The 21,978-nt window shown below is 64.5% G+C and carries 28 protein-coding genes and 1 tRNA gene; 13 read left to right on the top strand and 16 right to left on the bottom strand.

Going from position 1 to position 21,978, the window contains the following annotated elements:
- Window positions 1-6 precede the first annotated feature (6 nt).
- A complete protein-coding gene (locus tag EAH73_RS13715; RefSeq protein WP_140467461.1) occupies window positions 7-987 on the bottom strand; it encodes a glycoside hydrolase family 43 protein in 981 nt (326 codons plus the stop codon).
- A gap of 139 nt (window positions 988-1,126) precedes the next feature.
- On the opposite strand from EAH73_RS13715, the gene EAH73_RS13720 reads away from it, so the two are divergent.
- Entirely contained in the window at window positions 1,127-2,941 is a 1,815-nt protein-coding gene (locus EAH73_RS13720) for a peptidase (protein ID WP_240047248.1), read from the top strand.
- 576 nt (window positions 2,942-3,517) lie between these two features.
- On the opposite strand, the gene EAH73_RS13725 is transcribed toward EAH73_RS13720, so the two are convergent.
- On the bottom strand, window positions 3,518-3,799 hold the full coding sequence (locus EAH73_RS13725) for a hypothetical protein (RefSeq protein ID WP_140467463.1): 282 nt from the start codon (window positions 3,797-3,799) through the stop codon (window positions 3,518-3,520).
- Between the two features lie 44 nt (window positions 3,800-3,843).
- On the opposite strand from EAH73_RS13725, the gene EAH73_RS13730 reads away from it, so the two are divergent.
- Window positions 3,844-4,050 (top strand): hypothetical protein, encoded by a 207-nt coding sequence (locus EAH73_RS13730; protein WP_140467465.1) that lies wholly within the window; start codon window positions 3,844-3,846, stop codon window positions 4,048-4,050.
- Between the two features lie 78 nt (window positions 4,051-4,128).
- On the opposite strand, the gene EAH73_RS13735 is transcribed toward EAH73_RS13730, so the two are convergent.
- Complete coding sequence (locus EAH73_RS13735; protein ID WP_140467467.1) at window positions 4,129-5,001, bottom strand: EamA family transporter; 873 nt, start codon at window positions 4,999-5,001, stop codon at window positions 4,129-4,131.
- Window positions 5,002-5,554: 553 nt separating this feature from the next.
- Here EAH73_RS13735 and EAH73_RS23485 point away from each other — a divergent pair.
- The 3 genes from EAH73_RS23485 to EAH73_RS13750 all read left to right on the top strand — a co-directional run bounded on the left by EAH73_RS23485 (window position 5,555) and on the right by EAH73_RS13750 (window position 7,248).
- Window positions 5,555-6,262 carry a carboxypeptidase-like regulatory domain-containing protein gene (locus EAH73_RS23485; protein WP_140467469.1) on the top strand — a complete coding sequence of 236 codons (708 nt, stop codon included), beginning with the start codon at window positions 5,555-5,557 and terminating at the stop codon, window positions 6,260-6,262.
- 188 nt (window positions 6,263-6,450) lie between these two features.
- A complete protein-coding gene (locus EAH73_RS13745; protein WP_140467471.1) occupies window positions 6,451-6,810 on the top strand; it encodes a hypothetical protein in 360 nt (119 codons plus the stop codon).
- Between the two features lie 66 nt (window positions 6,811-6,876).
- Window positions 6,877-7,248 carry a hypothetical protein gene (locus EAH73_RS13750; protein ID WP_240047249.1) on the top strand — a complete coding sequence of 124 codons (372 nt, stop codon included), beginning with the start codon at window positions 6,877-6,879 and terminating at the stop codon, window positions 7,246-7,248.
- A 173-nt stretch (window positions 7,249-7,421) separates the two neighbouring features.
- Here EAH73_RS13750 and EAH73_RS13755 read toward each other — a convergent pair whose 3' ends face one another.
- Both EAH73_RS13755 and EAH73_RS13760 read right to left on the bottom strand, forming a co-directional pair.
- Window positions 7,422-7,871, bottom strand: coding sequence for a GNAT family N-acetyltransferase (locus EAH73_RS13755; RefSeq protein ID WP_140467473.1), 450 nt, complete (start codon window positions 7,869-7,871; stop codon window positions 7,422-7,424).
- A 171-nt stretch (window positions 7,872-8,042) separates the two neighbouring features.
- Window positions 8,043-8,369 (bottom strand): hypothetical protein, encoded by a 327-nt coding sequence (locus tag EAH73_RS13760; RefSeq protein ID WP_140467475.1) that lies wholly within the window; start codon window positions 8,367-8,369, stop codon window positions 8,043-8,045.
- A gap of 375 nt (window positions 8,370-8,744) precedes the next feature.
- Here EAH73_RS13760 and EAH73_RS13765 point away from each other — a divergent pair, with 375 nt between their 5' ends.
- Together EAH73_RS13765 and kduI are read left to right on the top strand one after the other, a co-directional pair.
- Window positions 8,745-9,515, top strand: a complete 771-nt coding sequence (locus EAH73_RS13765; RefSeq protein WP_140467477.1) for an SDR family NAD(P)-dependent oxidoreductase — start codon at window positions 8,745-8,747, stop codon at window positions 9,513-9,515.
- A gap of 126 nt (window positions 9,516-9,641) precedes the next feature.
- Entirely contained in the window at window positions 9,642-10,472 is an 831-nt protein-coding gene (gene kduI / locus EAH73_RS13770; protein ID WP_140467479.1) for a 5-dehydro-4-deoxy-D-glucuronate isomerase, read from the top strand.
- A gap of 153 nt (window positions 10,473-10,625) precedes the next feature.
- On the opposite strand, the gene EAH73_RS13775 is transcribed toward kduI, so the two are convergent.
- Window positions 10,626-11,633, bottom strand: a complete 1,008-nt coding sequence (locus EAH73_RS13775) for an ABC transporter ATP-binding protein (protein WP_140467481.1) — start codon at window positions 11,631-11,633, stop codon at window positions 10,626-10,628.
- 335 nt (window positions 11,634-11,968) lie between these two features.
- Here EAH73_RS13775 and EAH73_RS23125 point away from each other — a divergent pair, with 335 nt between their 5' ends.
- A complete protein-coding gene (locus tag EAH73_RS23125; RefSeq protein WP_161599554.1) occupies window positions 11,969-12,118 on the top strand; it encodes a hypothetical protein in 150 nt (49 codons plus the stop codon).
- Between the two features lie 12 nt (window positions 12,119-12,130).
- On the opposite strand, the gene EAH73_RS13780 is transcribed toward EAH73_RS23125, so the two are convergent.
- Complete coding sequence (locus EAH73_RS13780; RefSeq protein WP_140467483.1) at window positions 12,131-13,324, bottom strand: sensor histidine kinase; 1,194 nt, start codon at window positions 13,322-13,324, stop codon at window positions 12,131-12,133.
- 4 nt (window positions 13,325-13,328) lie between these two features.
- Entirely contained in the window at window positions 13,329-14,138 is an 810-nt protein-coding gene (locus tag EAH73_RS13785) for an alpha/beta fold hydrolase (RefSeq protein WP_140467485.1), read from the bottom strand.
- A 346-nt stretch (window positions 14,139-14,484) separates the two neighbouring features.
- Between EAH73_RS13785 and EAH73_RS13790 the strand changes: the two genes are divergently transcribed.
- On the top strand, window positions 14,485-14,682 hold the full coding sequence (locus tag EAH73_RS13790; protein WP_140467487.1) for a hypothetical protein: 198 nt from the start codon (window positions 14,485-14,487) through the stop codon (window positions 14,680-14,682).
- Between the two features lie 240 nt (window positions 14,683-14,922).
- On the opposite strand, the gene EAH73_RS13795 is transcribed toward EAH73_RS13790, so the two are convergent.
- The 8 genes from EAH73_RS13795 to EAH73_RS13830 all read right to left on the bottom strand — a co-directional run bounded on the left by EAH73_RS13795 (window position 14,923) and on the right by EAH73_RS13830 (window position 18,332).
- Window positions 14,923-14,996: transfer RNA gene (locus EAH73_RS13795), tRNA-Asn, on the bottom strand.
- Window positions 14,997-15,097: 101 nt separating this feature from the next.
- A complete protein-coding gene (locus EAH73_RS13800; RefSeq protein ID WP_240047250.1) occupies window positions 15,098-15,556 on the bottom strand; it encodes a hypothetical protein in 459 nt (152 codons plus the stop codon).
- Window positions 15,557-15,610: 54 nt separating this feature from the next.
- Complete coding sequence (gene ftsY, locus EAH73_RS13805) at window positions 15,611-16,588, bottom strand: signal recognition particle-docking protein FtsY (protein WP_140467489.1); 978 nt, start codon at window positions 16,586-16,588, stop codon at window positions 15,611-15,613.
- Window positions 16,589-16,729: 141 nt separating this feature from the next.
- The gene (locus tag EAH73_RS13810; RefSeq protein WP_071889711.1) at window positions 16,730-16,894 is read right to left on the bottom strand and encodes a DUF4295 domain-containing protein; all 165 of its coding nucleotides are present in this window, start codon (window positions 16,892-16,894) and stop codon (window positions 16,730-16,732) included.
- 8 nt (window positions 16,895-16,902) lie between these two features.
- Entirely contained in the window at window positions 16,903-17,085 is a 183-nt protein-coding gene (gene rpmG, locus EAH73_RS13815; RefSeq protein WP_068227398.1) for a 50S ribosomal protein L33, read from the bottom strand.
- Between the two features lie 252 nt (window positions 17,086-17,337).
- Window positions 17,338-17,577 carry a 50S ribosomal protein L28 gene (gene rpmB, locus EAH73_RS13820; RefSeq protein WP_068227396.1) on the bottom strand — a complete coding sequence of 80 codons (240 nt, stop codon included), beginning with the start codon at window positions 17,575-17,577 and terminating at the stop codon, window positions 17,338-17,340.
- Window positions 17,578-17,665: 88 nt separating this feature from the next.
- Window positions 17,666-17,860, bottom strand: a complete 195-nt coding sequence (locus EAH73_RS13825) for a DUF5522 domain-containing protein (protein WP_140467491.1) — start codon at window positions 17,858-17,860, stop codon at window positions 17,666-17,668.
- Window positions 17,861-17,891: 31 nt separating this feature from the next.
- Window positions 17,892-18,332, bottom strand: coding sequence for a hypothetical protein (locus EAH73_RS13830; RefSeq protein WP_140467493.1), 441 nt, complete (start codon window positions 18,330-18,332; stop codon window positions 17,892-17,894).
- 137 nt (window positions 18,333-18,469) lie between these two features.
- Between EAH73_RS13830 and rocD the strand changes: the two genes are divergently transcribed.
- The 4 genes from rocD (at window position 18,470) to EAH73_RS13850 (ending at window position 21,951) form a co-directional block, all read left to right on the top strand.
- Complete coding sequence (gene rocD, locus EAH73_RS13835) at window positions 18,470-19,726, top strand: ornithine--oxo-acid transaminase (protein ID WP_140467495.1); 1,257 nt, start codon at window positions 18,470-18,472, stop codon at window positions 19,724-19,726.
- Between the two features lie 55 nt (window positions 19,727-19,781).
- The gene (locus EAH73_RS13840; RefSeq protein ID WP_140467497.1) at window positions 19,782-20,351 is read left to right on the top strand and encodes a hypothetical protein; all 570 of its coding nucleotides are present in this window, start codon (window positions 19,782-19,784) and stop codon (window positions 20,349-20,351) included.
- A gap of 90 nt (window positions 20,352-20,441) precedes the next feature.
- A complete protein-coding gene (hemB, locus tag EAH73_RS13845; RefSeq protein WP_193560201.1) occupies window positions 20,442-21,434 on the top strand; it encodes a porphobilinogen synthase in 993 nt (330 codons plus the stop codon).
- A gap of 7 nt (window positions 21,435-21,441) precedes the next feature.
- On the top strand, window positions 21,442-21,951 hold the full coding sequence (locus EAH73_RS13850; RefSeq protein ID WP_240047251.1) for a GNAT family N-acetyltransferase: 510 nt from the start codon (window positions 21,442-21,444) through the stop codon (window positions 21,949-21,951).
- Window positions 21,952-21,978: the final 27 nt, after the last annotated feature.

Consider the following 21,978-nt stretch of genomic DNA (forward strand, 5'->3'; position numbering starts at 1 on the left):
GAAAGCCTAAGGTACGCGGGGCCCGGCGGGCGCGGGTTGCGGCTGCCACGAGGGGCCCCCGCCGGCCACGTGCGGCCAGCCGTCGGGGCCGTACTCGAGGCTGTCGAGCAGCAGCACGCGGCGGGCGTAGCCTTCTGAATCGTCGATGGCAGCAAAGGTGGGTTGGGCCGGGTCAATGGCGTGGTACGCCAGCCAGTCGTGGCCCGCGGCATCGGTCACCACGCAGTTGTGGCCCGGCGCCAGCCAGTGTGCGTTGGCCGCCACCACGGGTGCTTGCTGCACCTCGTAGGGCCCCGTGGCGGCGCGGCTGCGGGCCACCAGCACGGCGTAGTGCGCGTGGGGACCGCAGCAGTTATCCCCCGAAAAAAATAGGTAGTACCAGCCTTCGTGCCGGTGCACCCAGCTGCCCTCGATGAGGCGGTGGTAGTTGGCCGCGTCGTCGGGTGCGCCGCTGGGCCAGATCAGCGCTTGGGGCTCACTGTCAGGCGCGAAGCTCACCCGGTCCTCCGCCAATGTTTGCACCCACAGGGGCCCGAAGCCCGAGCCCCAGTACAGCAAGCGCTGGCCGGTGGCAGGGTCGTCGTAGGCCATCGGGTCGATGCAGGTGAAGCCGGGGCCCCGGCGCAGCGGCCGGCCGGCGTCCACGAACGGGCCCGCGGGATTATCGGCCACGGCCACGGCCAGCGCCAGGGCCCCGTCGGGTGCATCGTCGGGCCGGGCCGAGTAGTACAGGTAGTAGCGGCCGGCGGCGTGGCTCACGTGGGGGGCCCAAAACTTCTGGGTGCCGGCGGCCCAGGCGGGCTTCTGGGGCAGGGCGTCGCCGAGGTATTCCCAGGCCGCCATATCGCGCGAGCGGGCCACCTGGATGTTCACGATGCTGCCGTCGGCGCGCCGGGTTTGGGTGCCGTAGGCGTAGTACCAGCCGTCGGGGGCCCCAATGACGGTGGGGTCGGGAAAGTTGTCGTCGAGGATGGGGTTGGTGTACATGCTGGAAGTGGGAGGTGAGGAAGTGAAAAGCCACGCCCGGCGCTGGGGCCCCCACCCTTCCCTTACGCAAGCCGGGCCACCCTGCGCCGGCGCTGCCGTTCTTTGTGGTCACATTTTCCCATTCATTCCCGTTCTGTCTTTGAAAACCTCCTTTTTCGGCCTGGCCGCGCTGCTGGCCGCCACCGCTCCCGCCGTGGCCGCCCCGGCCCCCAAAGAGCTGACCTACACCGTGAGCATGGACCCCGCCGCGGGGCCCCACCAGTTCCAAGTGCGCCTCGAAACGCCCAAGCTCGGCAAAGAGCAGGCCGTGTACCAGTTTGCCGCCACCGCGCCCGGCACCTACCAGGTGATGGACATGGGCCGCTACGTGCGCCAGTTCGCGGCCTTCGACGCCAAGGGCAAGCCGCTGGGCAGCAAGCAAATCGGCCCCAACCAGTGGGAGCTGGCCCAGCCCACCAAAACCCGCGAAATCCGCTACACCATTGCCGAAACCTGGGCCACGCCAGTGCCCGAGCACAGCATCTACCGCATGTGCGGCTCGTCGCTGGAGCCCGACCACGCCCTCGTGAACGGCCAAACCGTGCTCGGCTACCCGCAGGGCTGGCAGGCCAAGCCCCTGCGCCTCAAGCTAAACTACCCCACCGCCTGGACGGTGGGCACCGTGCTCGTGCCCGACGCCGACGGCTACTTCCACGCCAAAAGCTACGACCAGGCCGTGGACTCGCCCATCCTGCTCGGCAACCTCACCAATGCCAAAACCAAGGTTGGCAACGCCGATGTGGCCCTGTACTGCTACTCGGCCACGGGCCTGGTGCAGGCCACCCCGCTGCTGGCCGACATGCAGAAGATGCTGGGCGCGGCGCAGGCCTTTTTGGGCGGCGACTTGCCGGTGAAACGCTACGCTTTCCTGTACCTGTTCAGCGACAAGGTGGCCGGGGCCTGGGAGCACTCTTATAGCTCGGAGTACATCCTGCGCGAAGGGGCCCTGACGCCGGAGTTTGCCCAGGGCGTGGTGGACATTGCGGCGCACGAGTTTTTCCACATCGTGACGCCGCTCAACATCCACTCCGAAATCATTGAGCACTTCAACTTCGTGAACCCCACCGGCTCGCAGCACCTGTGGCTGTACGAAGGCGTGACGGAGTGGGCCTCGCACATGATGCAACTGCGCGGGGGCCTGGTGCCGCTCGACGACTACCTGAACGTGCTGCACAACGAGGAGCGCTTCGACCGCACCCGCTCCGACACCACCTACGCGCTGAGCAAGCTGGGCCTCAACTCGTTCTCGGATGAGGGGCAGCGCCAGTACGGCAACATTTACCAGCGTGGGGCCCTCACCGCCAGCGCCCTCGACCTGCGCCTACTCGAGCTGAGCCACGGCACCCGCGGCCTGCGCGACGTGCTGCTGGAGCTGGCCAAAAAATACGGCCCCGACCGCCCCATCAGCGAGCAAAACTTCTTCCAGGACTTCACGGCCCTCACCTACCCCGAAATCGGCGACTTCTTCCGGCGCTACGTGCAGGGCGCCGAGCCGCTGCCGCTGAAAGAATACTTCGGCCGCGTCGGCATTCGCTACGACGCCACCCTGCACACCGGCCGCCAGGTGGCCACGCTGGGCCCCGAGGTGGCCTACCAGGTGCGCGGCGACGACGTGTTCTTCCGCCAGGTGAGCCCCGCCTTGCAAGCCGCGGGCGTAGCCCCCGGCGACCAGCTCGCCGCCGTGGACGGCACCGTGGTGGACCGCCGCAACTTCGCCGCCGTTACCGATAAGTTTGCCGCCCGCCCCGCCGGCGCCGACCTGGCCCTGAGCACCCGCCGCGCCGGGGGCCCCGCCAAGGAGCTGCGCGTGAAGCTGACCGCTAAGGAAGACGTGCAGCGCTACCACTTCGCCCCCGACCCCGCCGCCACCCCCGACCAGCTGGCCGCCCGCGCCATCTGGCTGAAGAACCTGTAGGGCCCCCAGCAGGGCAACCCTACAGCATCCCCAGTAGCCCCGGCCGCCCGCAGCAGCCGGGGCTATTTGCGTTTTTTAAGCAGCGGTGCGCAAGCAAATAACTGTAAAGGCAGCCATGCTCGTCTGGCGCCCACTCATTAAAGCATCAATGCTGCGGCAGTAATTAATTATAAGGACTGACGCCAATAGGCTACCGACCAGCCCCACTGGGGCTACCGGTGCGTAAGTCCTGAATCACTCAGTGGGAGATATGCTTCGACAAGCGGACGCCAGATGAGCATGACCAGTTTATATCAGTTCTGAGCAGGTAGCCATGCGCTAAGCCGGCCCAAACACCGGAAAACAAGGGCCAAGAATTATTGGCTGGCCGGTATTTTTTTATTCTGCATTTTACCGCGCTTTGCCTGAAAAACGGCGGGATTTTGCCAATTACGACCCGAAACCAACGGGGCAGTTTAAGAAATTGGCCGAACGCCCACACCAAGCTTAACGGTTTTTAAAACTATTGGAAATCCCATAATAAAAATGCCCCCGCTTCTAAATAAAGCGGGGGCATTTTTATTAAAAGCGGCAAACCTATTCGGCCGTTTTCTTAGGGCGGCCGGGCTTTTTACCCGTTGCGCTGGGCGTGTCGCCGTTCGAGTCGGCTTTGGGGGCCCGGGGCTGACGCGCCTTGCGCTCTTTCGGCGTGGCCACGTAATCGTCGGCGAGCACGGTATCCATATCACCCAGGGCACCTTGCAGGGCCTCCAATGCGCTGTTTACCTTTTTCAGGGCGCGCTTAAGATCTGCCTTCACGGCATCAGCCTGCTGAGCAGATTCAACTACTTTCTGGAATTCGTCAAAATTCAAAGCCATGCTTTTGGAAAATAAAATTGCGTAATTATTACGGGGCAAAAGTAATGAAAACCAACAGTAACCCGGTATATTTTTTTAGTACGGATAAATTACCATCGCCGGCCGAAAGAATATTAAAAAAAACGACACTTTCGCCAAGCGTCGCGCGCAAGCACCGCGCCAGCAGCGCTGTTGCCCACCGCCCAACGCGGCGAAAACGTTTATTCGGCGACAGCCTTTACCAGACTGCCGCGCTGCCATTAACACAATAATTGGTGCTGGCCCCGCCAACTCCCGAACGGGCACTTTGGGGCCCCAGGCGGGCAATGCGCAAAAACTGGGGCCCCGGCTTATTCGCTGGTGTGCGCGGGCAGGGGTTGCGAAGTGGTGAGCGTGGCCCCCGCGCTGGCCACCACAATGCAGCCTACGGCCAGCCACTGCCCCAGCGCCAGCCGCTCGCCTAGCAGCAGCCACCCCGACAGCGCCGCCGCAACGGGCTCCAGGCTCATTAAAATACTGAACGTGCGGGTAGGCAACGACCGCAGCGCCTGTATTTCCAGCGAAAAGGGCAGCACGCTCGAAAACAGCGCCAGCCCGCCCCCCAGCAGCAACAGGTGCGGCGTGAGCCCCTGCCAGCTGCCGCTGGCCACCCCAAACGGCAGCACCGGCAGCGTGGCAAAAAGCATCCCAACGGCCACGGCCTCCGGCCCGGGCAGCACCGCAGCGGTGCGCTGGCCCAGCACAATGTACAGGGCCCAGCACCCGCCGGCGGCCAGCGCGAAGCCCAGCCCCAGCAGGTCTACCCCCGCCCCGTGCCACGGGGCGATGAGGGCAATGCCGGTAGCGGCCAGCAGCACCCACACGCCATCGAGCCAGCGCCGCGAGCCCGCCAGCGCCAGCGCCAGGGGCCCCACAAATTCCAGCGTCACGGCCAGGCCGAGCGGCACGCGGGCCAGCGCGCAATAAAACAAGAAGTTCATGGCCCCCAGCGCCAGGCCGTAGGGCACCACGGCCCGCCACTGCGGGGCCCCCAGCCGCCCCAGCCGGGGCCGCACCACCGCCAGCAGCACCAGCGCCGACAACCCGATGCGCAGGCTGGTGGTGCCCGCTGCCCCCAGCACCGGAAACAAGCCCTTGGCAATGGCCGCCCCGCCCTGCACGCTCACAATGGAAAGTAGCACGGCCGGCACAGCCGGCACTGAAAAACGAAAAGAACGCCGCATATATAAGGATAGAGCCCGCCACCAAACCAGCGGCGCACGCACGGGCAAAGGTCGGCCGCCGCCCGGTCAGGCGCACGGACCGGTACCCAGCGTTGGAATTGGGCCGGGGCCGGCCTGGCCATGCTACTGCCCTGGCAGCAGAAGCACAGGACCGCTGGCCAATTTTACGTTTGGCGCAGCAGTACACCAGAACTATTTATCAAATTTGTACAATTATTATAAAGATTAATTAAATAACCGAAGCAAATCATAAAACTATTTATCCAAAAATTATCACTTTATCAATAATAGATAATTATTAATATTATTACAATTTTATTTTGTATTTTACTGTAGTTCAGTTTTTTGCTATCAGAAAAAGCCGATTATATTATTGAGCCATATTTTTTTCGTTTTGAATTTTGACCTACTAAAAGTGTCGTTCGTGCCATATATTTGTCTTCTGGTCGAAATATGAATATAAGACGTGCCCCTCGCCTGTAATATTGCTCATCAATCAAGCAACGTTCCATTTAACAGGGCACTACTAATTCAATCTTTTCCAACCAGCTTTATGGCACTAACCGCACACCCCTTCCACGCCGTTACCAACGAGTTGCTCCCGAGCTACCGAGACGCCTACTTGCGCGGCGATCTATCGATCAAAAACACCGAATTGGTGGATGCCTACCTAAAGGCCAACCCCGCCAAAGGCGGCGAAGCCTTCGACCGTTTCCACGCCTTGCAGGAAAAAGGCCACCAAGTGCGCCCCGTGGGTTGGGTGCAGCAGCAGTTTCAGCTCATCCGCACCGAGCCGGCTCGTTTTCGGCAGCGTGCCGGGGCCCTCATCGCCGTGGCGGCCCTGGTGGGCGGTGCCGCCTTTGCTGGCACCAACGTGCGCACCGCTCCCGAAGCCACGCTGCCCCGCGTAGCGGCAACGCTGGCACTGGGCGAAGAGGCCCCCGCGGCCGTCGAGTCCGTTGAGGCCCTCGAAGCTTCGGCCCGGATGACAACCGTTACCGGCCGCATTCTGGACGAAAACGGCCGCCCGCTGGTGGGCGCCACGGTACTCGACAAGGCCCACGGCCGCGGCGTGAGCACCAATGCCCAAGGCGACTACACCCTACTGGTACCCGCCAATCAAACCTCGAAGCTGCAAGTAGGCTACGGTGGCTACACCGAAGACGAATTGCAAGTGAAGGGCCGCAGCGTGCAAAACGTGACGCTGGTGCCCCGCACCGACCAAGTAAAAACCCAAAAGCACCATTGGTGGCAGTTCTAACCACTTGTGACGGGCCGGCTCGCCGGCCCGTCACAAGCTAGCTGCCCCGGTGGTGGCCCTCCCCGTACCCGGGCGCTTTCCCGCCCGGTACTGCCCCTGCAGGTATTGCCCTTGCCACTCACAAAATGAACCTACCGTTTTTTAACCGGCTCCCCTTAAAAAAGGTAACCGCCAGCAGTGAGGATGAAATGGGAAAACGCTCGAAGCAAGTAATTGAAGGCCTGCTGGAAGAATTACCCGACTTGCTGATGGCCTGCGTAGTCAACGCCCAATCGGGCCGGGTGGTGGCTTCCTACACCGTCAGCAACGCCTATAACCCCAACCAAATTAGCTTGCGCAACGCCAAGCTGCTACACGTCATGGACGACGCGCTGGCGGCGAAGGCCTGGATCGGGGGCCCCCTCACCGATTTTGTCGTTATGCTGGAAGACCAGTTTCACTACCTGCGCCCCATGAACGAAGGCAAGTGGTACTGCTTTTTAGCGGTGCGCATCACCGATGTTAACCTAGGCATTGCCAAAGAAATTATGCGGCGGCACGCCATTTAAATCAACTATTTTTTACCATTTCCTTTTTCAATTTTCTTACTTTCTCTACCATTTTTTAAAATTATTATGTCAACCATCGCCACCCCCAAGCAAACCATTAAAGACATCCTCGCCGAGCTGCCCACCTTGCTCGCCGTAGCCGTTGTAGAAACTGAAACCGGCATGCCGCTGGCTTCGCACACCAACATTGCCGATTTCGATATCGAGACGGCCGCTGCCTACAACACGGAGGTGGTAAAAGCCAAGCTCAAGGCCCTCGCAGCGCTGAAGTTGGACCAGAAAGTGCAGGACATCCTGCTGACCCTGACCGACCAGCTGCACCTGCTGAAGCTTTCGCCCACCGGCGACAAGTTCATCTACTTGGCAGTAAACGCCCGTGATACCAACTTGGCCCAAGCCCGGCAGATCATGAAAATGCACTCGAGCAGCCTGAACTAGTTCGGGGCGCTTGCAGCGCAAAAAAAGGAGCCCGCCGACTTACTGTCGGCGGGCTCCTTTTTTTGCATTCTGGCGGGTAGCCACGCGGGTATTCGTTGCGAAAAAGCCGTTTCGGCTACCGTATTTTGGGAGGCACCGGGGCCTAAGAATGGTCGGCTCACCTACCCGCGCGGCTACGGCCGTAGCATGTGGATGTGCGCAATGTCGTCTTCCAAGTAGCCGTCGCCCACCTGCTCGAAGCCGAAGCTGCGGTAGAACGCGCGCAGGTAAAGCTGCGCCCCAATTTGGATGGGCTGGGGGCCCCATTGCGCCGCGCACCGGGCCAGGGCCTCGCCCATGAGCTGCCGCCCCAGGCCGTGGCGGCGAAACGCCGGGGCCACCGCCACCCGCCCAATGCTGGCCTCAGGGTAGCTGAGGCCCGCCGCAAACAACCGGGCATAGGCCGCTAGCTCACCGGTTTCGGTGCGGCCCAGCAGGTGCAAGGCGTCGGCGTCGTGGCCGTCAATATCCTGAAAAGCACAGGTTTGCTCTACCACAAACACGGCGCTGCGCAGCTGAAGCAGTGCGTAAAGCTCGGGCACCGACAGGGCGGCGAAGGGCTGGAGGGTCCAGGCGAGAATCATGGGCGGGCGCTGAGTGAGGCGCAAAGATGCGCCCGTACGGGCCCTGTGGGGTAGCACAGGGCAGTGCTCCGTTCTACGTTTGCCTGGCCTGCGGCTCATGCGGCAACGGCGTGCCCCTCTGTTCCCACAGGCGCTCGGCGGCTGGTGGGGCCCCAGCGCCAGGAAACCGGCTTAGTGCAGCGAGGCCAGGTACGTCAGGTTGGAGCCCAGCAGCTTGCTGCTGGCCAGGTCCTGGAATTTGGCGAACTGCGCTTCGGTGAGCACCGGGCGCAGCAGGCTGGCCAGCTCGTCGGGGGTGGGCGTGCCCACGGCGCGGGTTTTGAGCACCTGCTGGATGGCGAGTGCCTGACTGCTAGGCACCCGCAGCGTAGCCACGAGGAACCGCGCCAGCGGCCGGGCCCCGGCGCGGTGGGGCCACGGGGCCCGTACGCAGGGCGCAGCCTCCGCCGTTCCCAGGGCCAGCATCGACAAGCAGAGAGCTAACAGGGCAGTTTTCATGGGGCAAGCAGAAAAAATCCAACTGTGGAGAAGATGCAGACAACCTTACCCGCTTTAAGTAGCATTTATTGGCGGTTGGGTTGTGTTACAAAAATGCTTGCACTTCCGTTGGCCATTGGTACGCACCCGGCGGATGGCGAAGAAAACCCGGCCAACGGCGCAAAGGGCCCGGCGAACCCAACCGCGCCCGGGCCAGTGGCCACCCGGGCAGAGTGCATCTTGGCCGGGGCATTGTGCCACGCTGGCCTTGCCCTGGCCAGCAGCCGGGTTGGCGGGGAGGGCCAGGGGCGGCCGGGGCGGCGGCAGGCAATACATTTGCCCAGCACCGGCCACCGCGGCCAGGGCCCTACGCACCGCCTTTTTCGCCTTTTCTATATGTCGCTTTCCGCTGCCTTCAACCTCACCGGCCAAACCGCCCTCGTCACGGGCTGCAACCGGGGCATTGGCCTGGCCATGGCCGTGGGCTTAGCCGAAGCCGGGGCCAACATCGTGGGCGTATCGGCCACGCTGGCTGCCGACGGCGGCGAGGTGGGTCGCCAGGTGCGGGCCCTGGGTCGGCAGTTCTCGGCCTACCAGGCCGATTTTAGCCAGCGCGCTAGCGCCGATGCATTTGCCACCCAGGTGCTGGCCGATTTTCCGGCAATCGACATTTTGGTGAACAACGCCGGCACCATCCGCCGGGCCCCCGCCGCCGAGCACCCCGATGCCGATTGGGACGATGTGCTGGCCATCAACCTCGACGCGCCCTTCCGCCTGGCGCGCGCCGTGGGGGCCCAAATGCTGGCCCGCGGCCGCGGCAAAATCATCTTCACCGCCTCGCTGCTTACGTTTCAGGGCGGCATCAACGTGCCGGGCTACGCGGCCAGCAAGGGCGCCATCGGCAGCCTGGTGAAGGCCCTGGCCAACGAGTGGGCCGGCCGCGGCGTGAATGTGAACGCCATCGCCCCGGGCTACATCGCCACCGACAACACCGAGGCCCTGCGCCAAGACGCCGACCGCTCGGCCGCCATCCTCAGCCGCATCCCCGCGGGCCGCTGGGGCCAGCCCGACGATTTTAGGGGCCCCACTGTGTTCCTAGCCAGTGCCGCCGCCGATTACATCCACGGCACCATCCTAACGGTGGATGGCGGCTGGATGGGCCGGTGATTAGATGGGCCGGTAATTAATTGAACGGCAATCTATTTATTAATTAAAAAGGCCGTCATACAGCGCTTCTTTCTGCAGGCCGTACTTGCCACCTAACGGCTTCATTCCCCTTAACCTCCTTCCCCAATGACCCAACGCTATGCTATTGGCCCGCGCGAAACGGCGGCCATGAACACCGCCGAGCTGCGCGAGAATTTCCTCATCGAAACGCTGTTTGTGCCCGGCGAGGTGACGCTCGTGTACACCCACTACGACCGCATGGTGGTGGGCGGCGCCGTGCCCACCGCGGGGCCCCTGGCCCTGCCCTGCCCCGATAACCTGAAGGCCGATTTCTTCCTGCAGCGCCGCGAGCTGGGCGTCCTCAACACCGGCGCGGCCGGCACCGTGACGGTGGACGGCACGGCCTACGAACTGGGGCCCCAGGACTGCCTTTACGTGGGCCGCGACGCCCGCAACGTGCAGTTTGCCAGCGCCGACGGGGCCCAGCCGGCCCGCTACTATTTGCTGAGCACGCCCGCCCACCACGCCTACCCCACCACCCGCCGCACCCAAGCCGAGGCCACGCCCGTGACGCTGGGGGCCCTGGAAACGGCCAACCAGCGCACCATCTACAAATACATTTACAACGAGGGCATTACGAGCTGCCAGCTGGTGATGGGCCTCACCCAGCTGCACCCCGGCAGCGTGTGGAACACCATGCCCGCCCACACCCACGACCGGCGCATGGAGGCCTACCTCTACTTCAACCTGCCCGCGGGCCAGCGCGTGCTGCACCTCATGGGCCAGCCCCAGGAAACCCGCCACCTGTGGGTGGGCGAGGGCCAGGCCATCCTCTCGCCGCCGTGGTCCATCCATTCGGGCTGCGGCACGGCGGGCTACACCTTCATCTGGGGCATGGGCGGCGAAAACCTGGAGTACACCGACATGGACCCGGCGGCCATCGAAGAACTGCGGTAAGCAGTTGGTAAACGATTGGTTTTTATTGGCTTTAGGATGTCATGCAGCGCGCAGCGAAGCATCTTCCCCGCGGCAGCAAATGATTACTTGCGCGGAAAAGATGCTTCACTGCACGCTGCATAACGGTTTACGCTGACCGCTTAAGCCAGTATTCTACGCCTCTACCTCTCCGTCGTCCGCCACTTCCCAGCCGGAGCCGGGGGCCAGGGCTACGTGCGCTGCATCGCCGGGGGCCAGGGCAGCGGTGGCGGCGGGCAGGCGCACGGTGGCGTTGGCCAACTGGATTTCCAGCTCGTAGTGGCTGCCCATGAAACGCACGGCCCGCACCGTGCCGGCCGCGCCAGTGCCTGGGGCCCCCAGGCGTAGGTCTTCGGGGCGCACAAGCAGGGCGGTGCCGGGAGCTGGGGGCCCTGGGGCGGCGGCAGTCAGGGCCTGGCGGTCGGCGCCGCGCACCAGGTAGTAGTCGCCGAAAAGCGCGGCGGTGTAAGCATCGGCCGGCTGGCGGTACAGCTGCGCCGGGGGCCCCTGCTGCACGAGCTGGCCGCGGCGCAGCACCAGGATTTCGTCGGCCCAGGGCAGCGTATCGGCCGCGTCGTGCGATACCAGTACGCAAGTGATGCCCAGGCGTGCCCCCACGTCCTCCAGCACGGCGCGGAGCTGGCGCTTGTGGGTGCGGTCGAGGCTCGAAAAGGGCTCGTCAAGCAGCAGCAGTTGCGGGGCCCCCAGCAGCAGCCGGGCCAGGGCCACGCGCTGCTGCTCACCGCCCGAGAGCTGGTCGGTGCGGTTGGCCAGCAGGTGGTCGATGCGGCAGAGGGCGAACAAGGCCGGCGCGTCGGCGGCGGGGCGGGCCTGGGCGTAGCGCAGCACCTGCTCCACGCGCAGGTGCTGGGGCAGCTCGGAGCGCTGCGAGAGGTAGGCCACGCCCGGGTGGCCGGCCACCAGCACCTCGGCGGGGCCCCGCACGCGGCGGCCGGCCACGTGCACGGTGCCGCTGCTGGGCTGCACAAGCCCCGCAATGAGCTGAAGGAGCGTGCTTTTGCCGGCTCCGCTCTCGCCGGCCAGGGCCAGGCGCTGGCCAGCGCGCTGCCCAAAGCTGAGTGGTTCAAGCACAGTCCGGCCGCGCTCCGCAAGGCCAAGGCCCGATACCGTTAGCAAATCCATTTCGGTAAGTTTGGGGAAAAAGGTAACGTGTGCTGGGCAAAGGACGGCCCCCCGGCGCGGGCGGCCCCGGCCTGCGGGCACCGGGAGCGCGGTGGCACGGCTTAAGAAACAGGGCCCCAGCCTGGCCGGCAGCACGTTATTAGGTCATAGCACTTGGTATGCGAGCCCCGGGGCCCTTGCACAGCCGCAGCTGCACCCGCCGCGGGGGCCCCAAAAAAGTGTCGTAGCCGCCCGGGGCCCCAGGCCAAAAAATTGCGGCAGCCCGCGCCAACTTTTTGGCCTCCCAAGCGTGTTACCCAAGCGTTTTTTGGCCCTTTCTTTCTTTTTGCTTCGCTATGCACCGCCCCCGCCCGCGCTCCGGCGCATCCTCCCGCTCCATTGGTTTTGCTGTGCTTTTTGTGGTAGTGGCCCTGGTGGGGCTGCGCGCCTGCGACAAAGCCACCGCGCCCGTAGCGCCCGCCCCGGCGGCCAGCACTGCCCCGTAGGGCCCCCACGGGCTACGCGGGGAAGTAGAGGCGGAAGGCCGTGCCCTGGCCCACGGCGCTTTCTACTTCAATGCGGCCCCCGGCCTGGAGCACCAGGCGGTGCACCAGGTACAGGCCCACGCCCGAGCCAGCCACCTCGGGGTGGAAGCGGCGAAAAAGTTGGAACAAGTGGCGGCGGTGGCGCTCCAGGTCAATGCCGCGGCCGTTGTCCTGCACCGTGAGCACGGTGCTGGTGCCGGCCCGCGCCGTGCTCACGCGCACACGGGGCCGGCGCCCAGGCTGGGCATAGCGCAGCGCGTTGCTGAACAGGTTGTAGAACATGCTTTGGGCCCCCGGGCGGGCCATGCGCAGCGCGGGCGCGGCGGCAAAATCGAGCTCAAACTCGGCCCCGGCGTCGGTGGCCTGCGGCTGGAGGCTGCGCACCACTTCCTCGGCTAAGGGCTGGAGGGGCACGGCCTCGGCGGCTACCTCTTCGAGTTGCCGCTGCACCTGCACCACCTCGGCCAGCCCGCTGATGGTACCCAAAATCTGCTGCAAGGCCTCGGCAAACATGCCCACCATGCCCGCCGCCTCGGGGTCGGCGAAGGTGGCGGTGCGCTTGAACTCCTCAAACAAGCCCGTCATGTTATCGATGGGCTGCTTGAGGTCGTGCGAGGCCGTGTACACAAAGCTGTCGAGGTCGGCGTTGGTGCGCAGCAGCTGCTCGTTCTGGGCCGTGAGTTGGGCGTTGGCCTGGGCCAGTTGCGCGCCCCGCTCCTCGGCCAGGGCGCGGGTGCGCAGCAGTTCTTGCTCGTACTTGCGGCGCTCAGTGATGTCGAACAGCGTAACGCGCACCACCAGCGGCGTGCCGTCGGCGTCGCGCACCAGCACGGCGCTCAGCAGCACGGGCAGCGCGGTGCCGTCTTTGCGGCGCAGCGTGTAGCTCAGCTCGCGCACCTGGCCCCGCAGCAGCAGCAGCGGCGTGCCGTGCGTTTCGAAGTGCAGGCGGCCGCCCACGGTCAGCAGCTGCGCCAGGGCCTGGCGGGCCACCAGCTCTTCGCGGGCGTAGCCCAGCCAGCCCAGCAGGGTGGCATTAAGTTTTACCAGCGTGCCGTCGGGCAGGCACGAGCAGTAGCCGCAGGGGGCGTGCTCATACAAATCCTCAGGGTTTTCCTCGGTCAGGCGCAGGTCTAGCTCGGGCAGAGGCTCTTCGGCGTCGGGGGTCATGTCTTTACCCTACGGGCGAAGGTAGAAACTGTTCGATGGCCGTGGTGGTAATTTGCGGCGCGCTCAGGTGGGGGCAGTGTCCTAAGGTATTGAGCACCAACAGCTGGCTACCCCGCAGGTGCTGGTTTAAGTAGGTTCCCACCGCCAGCGGCACCAGCGCGTCGCGGGCGCTCTGCAAAATCAGGGTGGGGGTACGCACGCGGGCCAGGTCGGCGCGGTGGTCGCTCCAAAACGTGACGCGGGCGAAGTGCCGGGCAATCACGGGGTCGGTGCGGCAAAAGCTGCGGGTGAGCTCGGCAGCCAGCGCCGGCCGGTCGGGGTAGCCCATCACCACGGGGGCCAGGTCGGCGGCCCAGGTCAGGTAGTTATCGTCCAGGGCCCCAAAAAGCTCCTCGAGGTCGGCTGGCTCAAAGCCACCAATGTAGCCGTCGTCGTTGAGGAACCGGGGCGTGGGCGCCACCAGTACCAGCCGGGCCACCCGCGCCGGCTCCTGCGCGGCGGCCAGCACCCCGATGGTAGCGCCCACCGAATGGCCCACCAGCACGACGCCGCGCAGCTCCAGGGCCTCCAGCACCGCCAGTACGTCGGCGGCGTGGGCGTCCAGCGTGGCGTAGCGGGTCGGGTCGTAGGCCACCAGGTCGGAGCCGCCAGCCCCCACCAAGTCAAGCAGCACCACCTGGTAGTGCTCCTCGAAAGCGGGGGCCATCAGGCGCCACATCTGCTGGTCGCAGCCGAAGCCGTGCACAAACACCACGGTCTGCGCCCCTGGCCCTGCCCCCGATACCGTGACGTTATTACGTTCTAAAGCGGTCATGTTAGATGGGGGCCCCAGCCAACAGCGCAAGGCCGGTGCTACCGCTGCCAAAGCGTGGGGTGCCTAAAGATAGGCGAGCGGGCAGGTTTTCCCACCGGGGCCTGAGCACAACGTTAAGCGAGCCCTGCCTCGCCCGGGCTGGCTGACCCACGCGCCGTGGCCACTCCCACCGGCCGGGGCCCCTTCCAGCCAACGATATACCCCTAAACAAGGCGGTATATGCATATGATTAAAGAGCTAATTATCGGTACTTTTCGCACAAAAAATCAGTAGTTAGCTGCATATTACGCCGTTGCAATCTGATGATCTTTGCTGGTGCAACTCCGCAAGTGCTACCCCTTGCCGCATGGCCTACGACCCCAAATTTGGCCCCAGCGCCCAAACGCCGCAGCAGCGCGCCTGGGTGTTGCAGCAGATGCAAGCCGTCATTCCCAGTTTGAAAGCCAAAGCCACGGTACATGCGCGGCAGCTCTACCAGCGCTACGTAGCCGGCGAACTAAGCTGGGGCGAAGTGCGGCAGGCCCTCGACGCGGCCGCGACCTAGCGCCCCGCCCTACAAAAAAATTACCTCACCCCACCGCAACTTATTGCCCTATCGGCGTATATTAACTACACGAATGCGGACACCGGCCCCCAGCCAAGCCGACGCCCAGAAACTGGAGCCATACAGAGAGGGCCCCGACCAGCTTGGTCGGGGCCCTCTCTGTATGCGCCAATCTTTGCACTAGGCCATAAGCAAAACGCCCCGCAAACACGTGGTTTGCGGGGCGTTTCAGACCTATTGCGCTCCCTCCTGGGCTCGAACCAGGGACCCTCTGATTAACAGTCAGATGCTCTAACCGGCTGAGCTAAGGAAGCATTTCATTCCGAAACCGGCGTTTTCGGACTGCAAACTTACGGCGCCGTACCGGTTGGCGCAAGATGAGGGCCAAAAAAAGTTAAAAAAATACGCCGGGGCCCTAGTTAATGATGCTTAATTGCGTGCCTTGCAAGCTAGTAGCGTAGGCGCGCAGGGGGCGCACCGCAGGGCCCCCAATAACCTGGCCGGTGAGGCTGAAGCGCGAATCGCAGCACGAATCGCGCAAAAACAAGCGCGACGAGCGGTCGAGGCTCACCAGCGAACAGGCGTCGTAGGGGTGATAGGGGCAGTTGCGCTCGAAGGCCAGGTAGCTGCTGGCGTTCTGGCGCACCACCAGCACGCCCTTCACGCCGCCGTTGCCAGCGGGGCCTTGCACGGGCAGCGCCACCACGCCATTGTCGAAGCGCAGGGCGCGGTACTGCTGGTTAGTGAGGTCGATAACGAGGTTGACTGGCGCGTAAGGAATGAGGGGCTCGGCGTCGCTGCCGCCGGAGCTGCAAGAAGCCAGGGCCCCCACAAATAGGGCCGGCGCGAGCAGCGAAGCAAGAAAGTGGCGCATGGCGAAAAGGCTTTGCGGCCGCAACGGCCGGCCGGGGCGGTTTAGTGCCCGCGGCTACTTGCGGAAAAGCGAATTGACGTAGGTGTGCTTGTCGAAAAGCTGCAAATCGGTCATCTTCTCGCCCACCCCAATGTAACGCACCGGGATGCTAAACTGGTCCGAAATACCAATCACCACCCCACCCTTGGCCGTACCGTCGAGCTTGGTGATGGCCAGGGCCGACACCTCGGTGGCCTTGGTGAACTCCTTGGCTTGCAAAAAGGCGTTCTGGCCCGTGCTGCCGTCCAGCACCAGCAGCACCTCGTGCGGGGCGTCGGGAATCACCTTCTGCATCACGCGCTTGATTTTGGTGAGCTCGTTCATCAGGTTCACCTTGTTGTGCAGGCGGCCGGCGGTGTCGATGATAACCACGTCAGCCCCCAGCTCCACGCCCTTACGCACGGCGTCATATGCCACGGAGGCGGGGTCGGTGTTCATGCCGTGGCTCACCACGGGCACACCCACGCGCTGGCCCCAGATGATGAGCTGGTCGACGGCGGCGGCCCGGAACGTGTCGGCGGCCCCCAGCACCACCTTTTTGCCGGCGCTGTGGAAGCGGTGGGCCAGCTTGCCAATGGTGGTGGTTTTGCCCACCCCGTTCACGCCTACCACCATAATCACAAAGGGTCCCGCGCCCTGCGCCGCGTCGCCGCGCTCGAGCACGGCCGTCGAGCCGGTGTTGTTGTCTTCGAGCAGGCCCGCAATCTCCTCGCGCAGAATGCGGTCCAGCTCACTGGTGCTCACGTACTTGTCGCGGGCCACGCGCTGCTCGATGCGGTCAATCACCTTCACCGTCGTGTCGATGCCCACGTCGGCGTGCACCAACAGGGCCTCCAGGTCATCAAGCACGGCCTCGTCGACCGTGTTTTTGCCGACCACGGCCTTGCTGAGCTGGTTGAAGAAGTTGGTCTTGGTTTTTTCCAGGCCCGCGTCGAGCGAGGCCTGTTGCTCCTTGCTGTCCTTGTCTTTCTTAAAAAAATCGAAGAGGCCCATGCGGTGCGGCGGTGCGCCCGGCCGGGGCCGGGCGGCGTAGAAGGGTGAAAATTAGGGCCCCGAGGGCCCAACAACGGACGGGCCTGACACGAAAAAAGTCCCACGAAGGCGGGACTTTTTCATTGTTCAGCGGCCGGCGGCTTACTTGTTACCGGTGGTGATGAACTCCTGCACTTTGTCGAGGAGCACCATTTCTTCCTTGAAGGTATAGGCACCGGTCTTCTCCGATTTCACGGCGCGAATGACCTTTGCCCAGTTCTTGGCGTTCTCCGTGGTTTTCAGAGTTGCTACTACTTTCTTAGCCATAACGCAGGTTATTTAATCTCTTTGTGAACGGTCATTTTGCGCATGATCGGGTTGAATTTCTTCAGCTCGATGCGCTCGGGGGTATTCTTGCGGTTCTTGGTGGTGATGTAGCGCGAGGTGCCCGGCAGGCCCGAGTTTTTATGCTCGGTGCACTCCATGATAACCTGCACCCGGTTTCCTTTCTTGGCCATCTCGACGGGGGTTGTTTTTGGTTTTAGGATTGCAAAGGTACGGCCTTTTGGGGAAACCGCAAAAGACCAAGTACCTATTGCTTATTTATATACTTATCAGCCAGGGCATTTCCGATCGTGCCGGGGCCCCGGGGCCCACCAAAGCCAGCGCCGATGCCCGGCCCGGGGGCTGGCGCATCGGCGCTGGCTTTGGCAGTGAGCGCCGCGGCGGGTCCAGCAGATAATTGCCGGCGCCCGCCGCGGCCCGCTCAGTTAATACACAACGAAGCCCTGCTCCTTAGCCTTTTTCAACACGGCCATGATGCCGTTTTTGTTGATGGTGCGGATGGTAGAAGTAGCCACTTTCAGCGTCACCCAGGCGTCTTGCTCGGGGATGTAGAAGCGCTTTTTCTGCAGGTTCGGGTAGAACTTGCGCTTGGTTTTGTTATTGGCGTGCGACACGTTGTTGCCAACGCGGGTGCGCTTGCCGGTCAAATCACAAACTCGGGCCATGATATCGGGGGATTAGAAATTACAAAGCAGGGAAACGGGCCGCAAATATCGGTAAAAGTCTGCCAATTACCAAGTACCCGTTTCATTTTCATGCGGACGGGGGCCCCGGGGGCCGAAAATTCCAGGGGCAGTGGCGGCACCCGTTGCGGCAGCAGAAGCCCCGCCGCTGGTGGTACTGGGCCGTGAACACGAGGTAGCCCTCGGGCGTGGTGTAGTAGTCGCCGGGCAGCAAAGGCCGGGCGGCGAATTCTTCCAGGGTGGGGCGCTTGGGCTCGGCGGGCATCGGGGGCGGGCAACGGGATAGGGGCCCTCGGCTAGTGGCCCAGGGCAGTGCGCAGCAGCTGGAGCGGCAGCGGCGCGGCCCATACGGCGGGCAAGGTACGCTTGCGAAATTCTTCGGGCAGGTGCTGGTAGGGGTCGTAGGGCGGGCCGGGCGGCGCGGCTGCCAGGTGGCGGCGGGGCTCCGGCGCGGCGGCGGGCGGCGGGCCCGGCGCGGGCAGCAGGGGCGCATAGCGGGCCGCGGCCCGCACCGTGGGTACGGGGGCCGGCGGCAGGGCCGGGGCCGGCGCAACGGCTGGGGCTCCGGCGGGCCGGGCCGCCTGGCCGGGCAAGGGGCCCATTGCCGGCGGGGCCGGGCCGGTGGCTAGGCTTTCTAGCTGGTAGTGTTGGGTGGCCAGCGGGTGCCTTGCAGGGAAGGCGGTGGGCGGGCCGGGGGCGTGCTGCGCCAAGGCCGGGCCGGCGGCGCTGGTGAGCATAAGCAGGAGAAAACGGCGGAGCATCAGGGCGCGCGCAGGGGTTGGGGCAGGGCAGAACCGGGGGCCCCGGCACTTAGCGGCCGGGTTTCGTGTCGTACTTATGCATTACAAATAACGGCTTTATCCTCCCCCTGCCCATGTCCTACCCCGCCCCCGCCCTGCCCACAACCGATAGCCGCGCCGAACAACTCATGGCCCTTGAGGACCGCTACGGGGCCCACAATTACCACCCGTTGCCGGTGGTGCTGGCCCGCGGCGAGGGCGTGCACCTCTGGGACGTGGACGGCCGGCGCTACTACGATTTCCTCTCCGCCTACTCGGCCGTGAACCAGGGGCACTGCCACCCGCGCATCATCGGGGCCCTAGCGGCGCAGGCGCAAACGCTGACGCTGACCTCGCGGGCATTTTTCAACGACCAGCTTGGGCCGGCCGAGCAGCAGCTGTGTGAGCTATTTAAATACGATAAGGCGCTGCTAATGAACTCCGGGGCCGAAGCCGTGGAAACGGCTCTCAAGCTGGCCCGCAAGTGGGGCTACCAGGAAAAAGGCATTGCCCCCAACCAGGCGCGCATCGTGGTGGCCGAGCACAACTTCCACGGGCGCACCACGGGCATCATCTCCTTCAGCACCGACGGCGAGAGCACGGGCGGCTTCGGGCCCTTTGTGCCGGGCTACCAGGTGGTGCCTTATAACGACGTGGAGGCCCTGGCCGCGGCCCTACAAGACCCGCACGTGTGCGGCTTCCTCATCGAGCCCATCCAGGGCGAGGCTGGCGTGGTGCTGCCCGCCGTGGGCTACCTGGCGCAAGCCGCCGCGCTGTGCAAGCAGCATAATGTATTGCTGATTACTGACGAAATTCAAACCGGGCTGGGGCGCACGGGCAAGCTGCTGGCCTCCGACCACGAGGCGGTGCGCGGCGACATCCTCATACTGGGCAAGGCGTTGAGCGGCGGGGTATTGCCCGTATCGGCGGTGCTGGCGGACGATAAGATTATGCTCACGATTCAGCCCGGGCAGCACGGCTCCACGTTTGGCGGCAACCCACTGGCCTGCGCCGTGATGCGGGCGGCGCTGGACGTACTTATTGACGAAAAGCTGGCCGGCAACGCTGCCCGGCTGGGCGAGATTTTCCGGCAGCGCATGCGCCAGGTGCAGGCCGAATGCCCCGCCACGGTGGAGCTGGTGCGCGGCCGCGGCCTGCTCAACGCGGTGGTTATCAAACCTGCCGACGACGGCCGCACGGCCTGGGACGTGTGCGTGAGCTTGATGGAGCGCGGCGTGCTGGCCAAGCCCACGCACGGCGACATCATCCGCTTCGCGCCGCCGCTCGTCATCACCGAAGCACAACTACACGAAGCCTGCGACGTAATTGCGGACGTAATCCGGGAATTCTAGCCCGGGGCCCTCCCCTATGATTTTTGCTCGTTTACGCCCGGTTGCTTTTTTGTTCGTGCTGAGCCTGTTGGCCAGCTGCCGGAGCGAGCAAGCCGCCTTCCAGTTCACCACGCCCGTCGGCGCGGGCCCTGGGGCCCTGGCGCACACCCCACGCCCCACGCCGGCCGTAGCGCTGGCAACTGCTGAAGCGACACCCCCTACTGGCCCGGCCGAAGCGCCCGCCATTGCGCCCGGGGCCCCAGCCGCCGCCGCCGCAATGGCAACGGGGGGGCCAACTCGCCAGGGCTTTGGCCGGTCGGTGCGTGCTCAGGCGCAGCACTTACTGGCATTGAGCCCGTTATCCCGGCCCGCCGCGCCAGAAGTTCCGGTGCAGCTACGGCCCCACCGCCGGGCCGCCGGGGCCCTGGCCCATACCCAGGGCACGGCGGAGAACGGGCTGGGGCGCGTGGCTTTGTTTTTTATCGGCGTGACGCTGGCCGTGCTGGCGGGCCTGGCGGCGCTGGTGAACCTGATTTTTGGGGTGGGTTTCTTCACCGCGCTGGGCTACACGGCGGCCGGGTTGGTGGTCCTGTTTCTACTATATAAGCTGTTTAGCCCCAAGAAGCCGGCTAAGAAGAAGGCGTAGCCTGGCCGTGCTGCCAGGCTGCCGGGGCCCTGGGGCACAACCTCCGGGGCCCCGGCGCGGTTGTTCTCCTTTGCCCTTTCTGAATTTTCTATGCCAATTCTCCCCACCGACCGCCCCCGCCGCAACCGTAAATCGCAGGTTATCCGCGACATGGTGCAGGAAACTCGCCTCACCGCCCACGATTTTATTTTTCCGCTGTTTCTCATCGAAGGCCACAGCCAGCGGCTGGAAGTGAAGTCCATGCCCGGCATCTACCGCTACTCGGCCGATACGGTGATTGACGAAGTGGGGCGCTGCGTGGAGCTGGGCATCAAGGCGTTCGCGCCGTTCCCGAGCATCAGCGACGGCCTGAAGGACCGGCTGGCGCGCGAATCGGCCAACCTCGACGGGCTATACTTGAAGGCGGTGGCCGACATCAAGCGGCAGTTTCCGGACGTGGTGATCATGACCGACGTGGCCATGGACCCCTACAGCAGCGACGGCCACGATGGCGTGGTGGACGTGGACTCGGGCGAGATCCTCAACGACGCCTCGCTGGAGGTACTAGGCCAGATGGCCCTGGCCCAGGCCCGCGCCGGCGCCGACATCATCGGGCCCTCCGACATGATGGATGGGCGCGTGGCCTGGATCCGCGACGTGCTGGACAGCAACGCGTTCCAGCACGTGAGCATCATGAGCTACACGGCCAAGTACGCCTCGGCCTTCTACGGCCCCTTCCGCGACGCGCTGGACTCGGCCCCCAAGAAGGGTGATAAGAAAAGCTACCAAATGAACCCCGCCAACCGCCGCGAGGCCCTGCGCGAGCTGGCCCTCGACGAGACGGAGGGCGCCGATATGGTGATGATCAAGCCCGCCCTGAGCTACCTCGACATCATCCGCGAGGTGAAGGACCGCACCAACTTGCCCGTAACGGCCTACAACGTGAGCGGCGAGTACGCCATGGTGAAGGCCGCTGCGCTGAACGGCTGGATGGACGGCGAGCGCACCATGATGGAAGTGCTGCTGAGCATCAAGCGCGCCGGGGCCGACGCCATTCTCACCTACTTCGCCAAGGAAGCGGCCGAGGTGCTGCGCAAGGGCTAGCATGACCATGGACCTGACCATCCGGCGCGCCACGCTGGCCGATTTACCGGCCGTGCTGGCGCTGGTGCAAGCCGTGGTGCCGCTGATGAACGCCGCCGGCAACATGCAGTGGACCAGCGAGTACCCCAACGAAGCCGTGTTTCGGCGCGACATCGAGCGCCAGCACTTGTGGGTGGCCGAGCGCCTGGGGGCCCTGGACGGCATTGCTGCCCTCACCCAGGACCAGGACCCCGAATACGCCGACGCCGATTGGGACGCCGCCGAACCCGCGCTGGTGACGCACCGCCTCGCCGTGGCCCCCGAAGCCCAAGGCCGCGGCGTGGCCGGGGCCCTGCTGGCGCAGGCCGAGCACGAGGCCAGGGCCCTGGGCCTGCGCACGTTGCGCGTGGACACCAACTCAGAAAATGCGGCCACGCAGCGGCTGTTCCCCAAGTTGGGCTACCGGTTTGCGGGCGAAATCAAGCTGGCGTTTCGGCCAGGGCTGCGGTTTTTCTGCTACGAGAAGTGGCTGGGGTAAGCGCAGAGACGCGGGGCTTTATGTGCG

The organism is Hymenobacter nivis (assembly GCF_006439025.1).
Classification (GTDB): Bacteria; Bacteroidota; Bacteroidia; order Cytophagales; family Hymenobacteraceae; genus Hymenobacter; species Hymenobacter nivis_A.

Bases quoted from the DNA above. Each gene is read 5' to 3' on its own strand.
- EAH73_RS13715 (WP_140467461.1), bottom strand. From the start codon at position 987: ATGTACACCAACCCCATCCTCGACGACAACTTTCCCGACCCCACCGTC.
- EAH73_RS13725 (WP_140467463.1), bottom strand. From the start codon at position 3,799: ATGGCTTTGAATTTTGACGAATTCCAGAAAGTAGTTGAATCTGCTCAG.
- EAH73_RS13730 (WP_140467465.1), top strand. From the start codon at position 3,844: ATGAAAACCAACAGTAACCCGGTATATTTTTTTAGTACGGATAAATTA.
- EAH73_RS13735 (WP_140467467.1), bottom strand. From the start codon at position 5,001: ATGCGGCGTTCTTTTCGTTTTTCAGTGCCGGCTGTGCCGGCCGTGCTA.
- EAH73_RS23485 (WP_140467469.1), top strand. From the start codon at position 5,555: ATGGCACTAACCGCACACCCCTTCCACGCCGTTACCAACGAGTTGCTC.
- EAH73_RS13745 (WP_140467471.1), top strand. From the start codon at position 6,451: ATGGGAAAACGCTCGAAGCAAGTAATTGAAGGCCTGCTGGAAGAATTA.
- EAH73_RS13750 (WP_240047249.1), top strand. From the start codon at position 6,877: ATGTCAACCATCGCCACCCCCAAGCAAACCATTAAAGACATCCTCGCC.
- EAH73_RS13755 (WP_140467473.1), bottom strand. From the start codon at position 7,871: ATGATTCTCGCCTGGACCCTCCAGCCCTTCGCCGCCCTGTCGGTGCCC.
- EAH73_RS13760 (WP_140467475.1), bottom strand. From the start codon at position 8,369: ATGAAAACTGCCCTGTTAGCTCTCTGCTTGTCGATGCTGGCCCTGGGA.
- EAH73_RS13765 (WP_140467477.1), top strand. From the start codon at position 8,745: ATGTCGCTTTCCGCTGCCTTCAACCTCACCGGCCAAACCGCCCTCGTC.
- kduI (WP_140467479.1), top strand. From the start codon at position 9,642: ATGACCCAACGCTATGCTATTGGCCCGCGCGAAACGGCGGCCATGAAC.
- EAH73_RS13775 (WP_140467481.1), bottom strand. From the start codon at position 11,633: ATGGATTTGCTAACGGTATCGGGCCTTGGCCTTGCGGAGCGCGGCCGG.
- EAH73_RS23125 (WP_161599554.1), top strand. From the start codon at position 11,969: ATGCACCGCCCCCGCCCGCGCTCCGGCGCATCCTCCCGCTCCATTGGT.
- EAH73_RS13780 (WP_140467483.1), bottom strand. From the start codon at position 13,324: ATGACCCCCGACGCCGAAGAGCCTCTGCCCGAGCTAGACCTGCGCCTG.
- EAH73_RS13785 (WP_140467485.1), bottom strand. From the start codon at position 14,138: ATGACCGCTTTAGAACGTAATAACGTCACGGTATCGGGGGCAGGGCCA.
- EAH73_RS13790 (WP_140467487.1), top strand. From the start codon at position 14,485: ATGGCCTACGACCCCAAATTTGGCCCCAGCGCCCAAACGCCGCAGCAG.
- EAH73_RS13800 (WP_240047250.1), bottom strand. From the start codon at position 15,556: ATGCGCCACTTTCTTGCTTCGCTGCTCGCGCCGGCCCTATTTGTGGGG.
- ftsY (WP_140467489.1), bottom strand. From the start codon at position 16,588: ATGGGCCTCTTCGATTTTTTTAAGAAAGACAAGGACAGCAAGGAGCAA.
- EAH73_RS13810 (WP_071889711.1), bottom strand. From the start codon at position 16,894: ATGGCTAAGAAAGTAGTAGCAACTCTGAAAACCACGGAGAACGCCAAG.
- rpmG (WP_068227398.1), bottom strand. From the start codon at position 17,085: ATGGCCAAGAAAGGAAACCGGGTGCAGGTTATCATGGAGTGCACCGAG.
- rpmB (WP_068227396.1), bottom strand. From the start codon at position 17,577: ATGGCCCGAGTTTGTGATTTGACCGGCAAGCGCACCCGCGTTGGCAAC.
- EAH73_RS13825 (WP_140467491.1), bottom strand. From the start codon at position 17,860: ATGCCCGCCGAGCCCAAGCGCCCCACCCTGGAAGAATTCGCCGCCCGG.
- EAH73_RS13830 (WP_140467493.1), bottom strand. From the start codon at position 18,332: ATGCTCACCAGCGCCGCCGGCCCGGCCTTGGCGCAGCACGCCCCCGGC.
- rocD (WP_140467495.1), top strand. From the start codon at position 18,470: ATGTCCTACCCCGCCCCCGCCCTGCCCACAACCGATAGCCGCGCCGAA.
- hemB (WP_193560201.1), top strand. From the start codon at position 20,442: ATGCCAATTCTCCCCACCGACCGCCCCCGCCGCAACCGTAAATCGCAG.
- EAH73_RS13850 (WP_240047251.1), top strand. From the start codon at position 21,442: ATGGACCTGACCATCCGGCGCGCCACGCTGGCCGATTTACCGGCCGTG.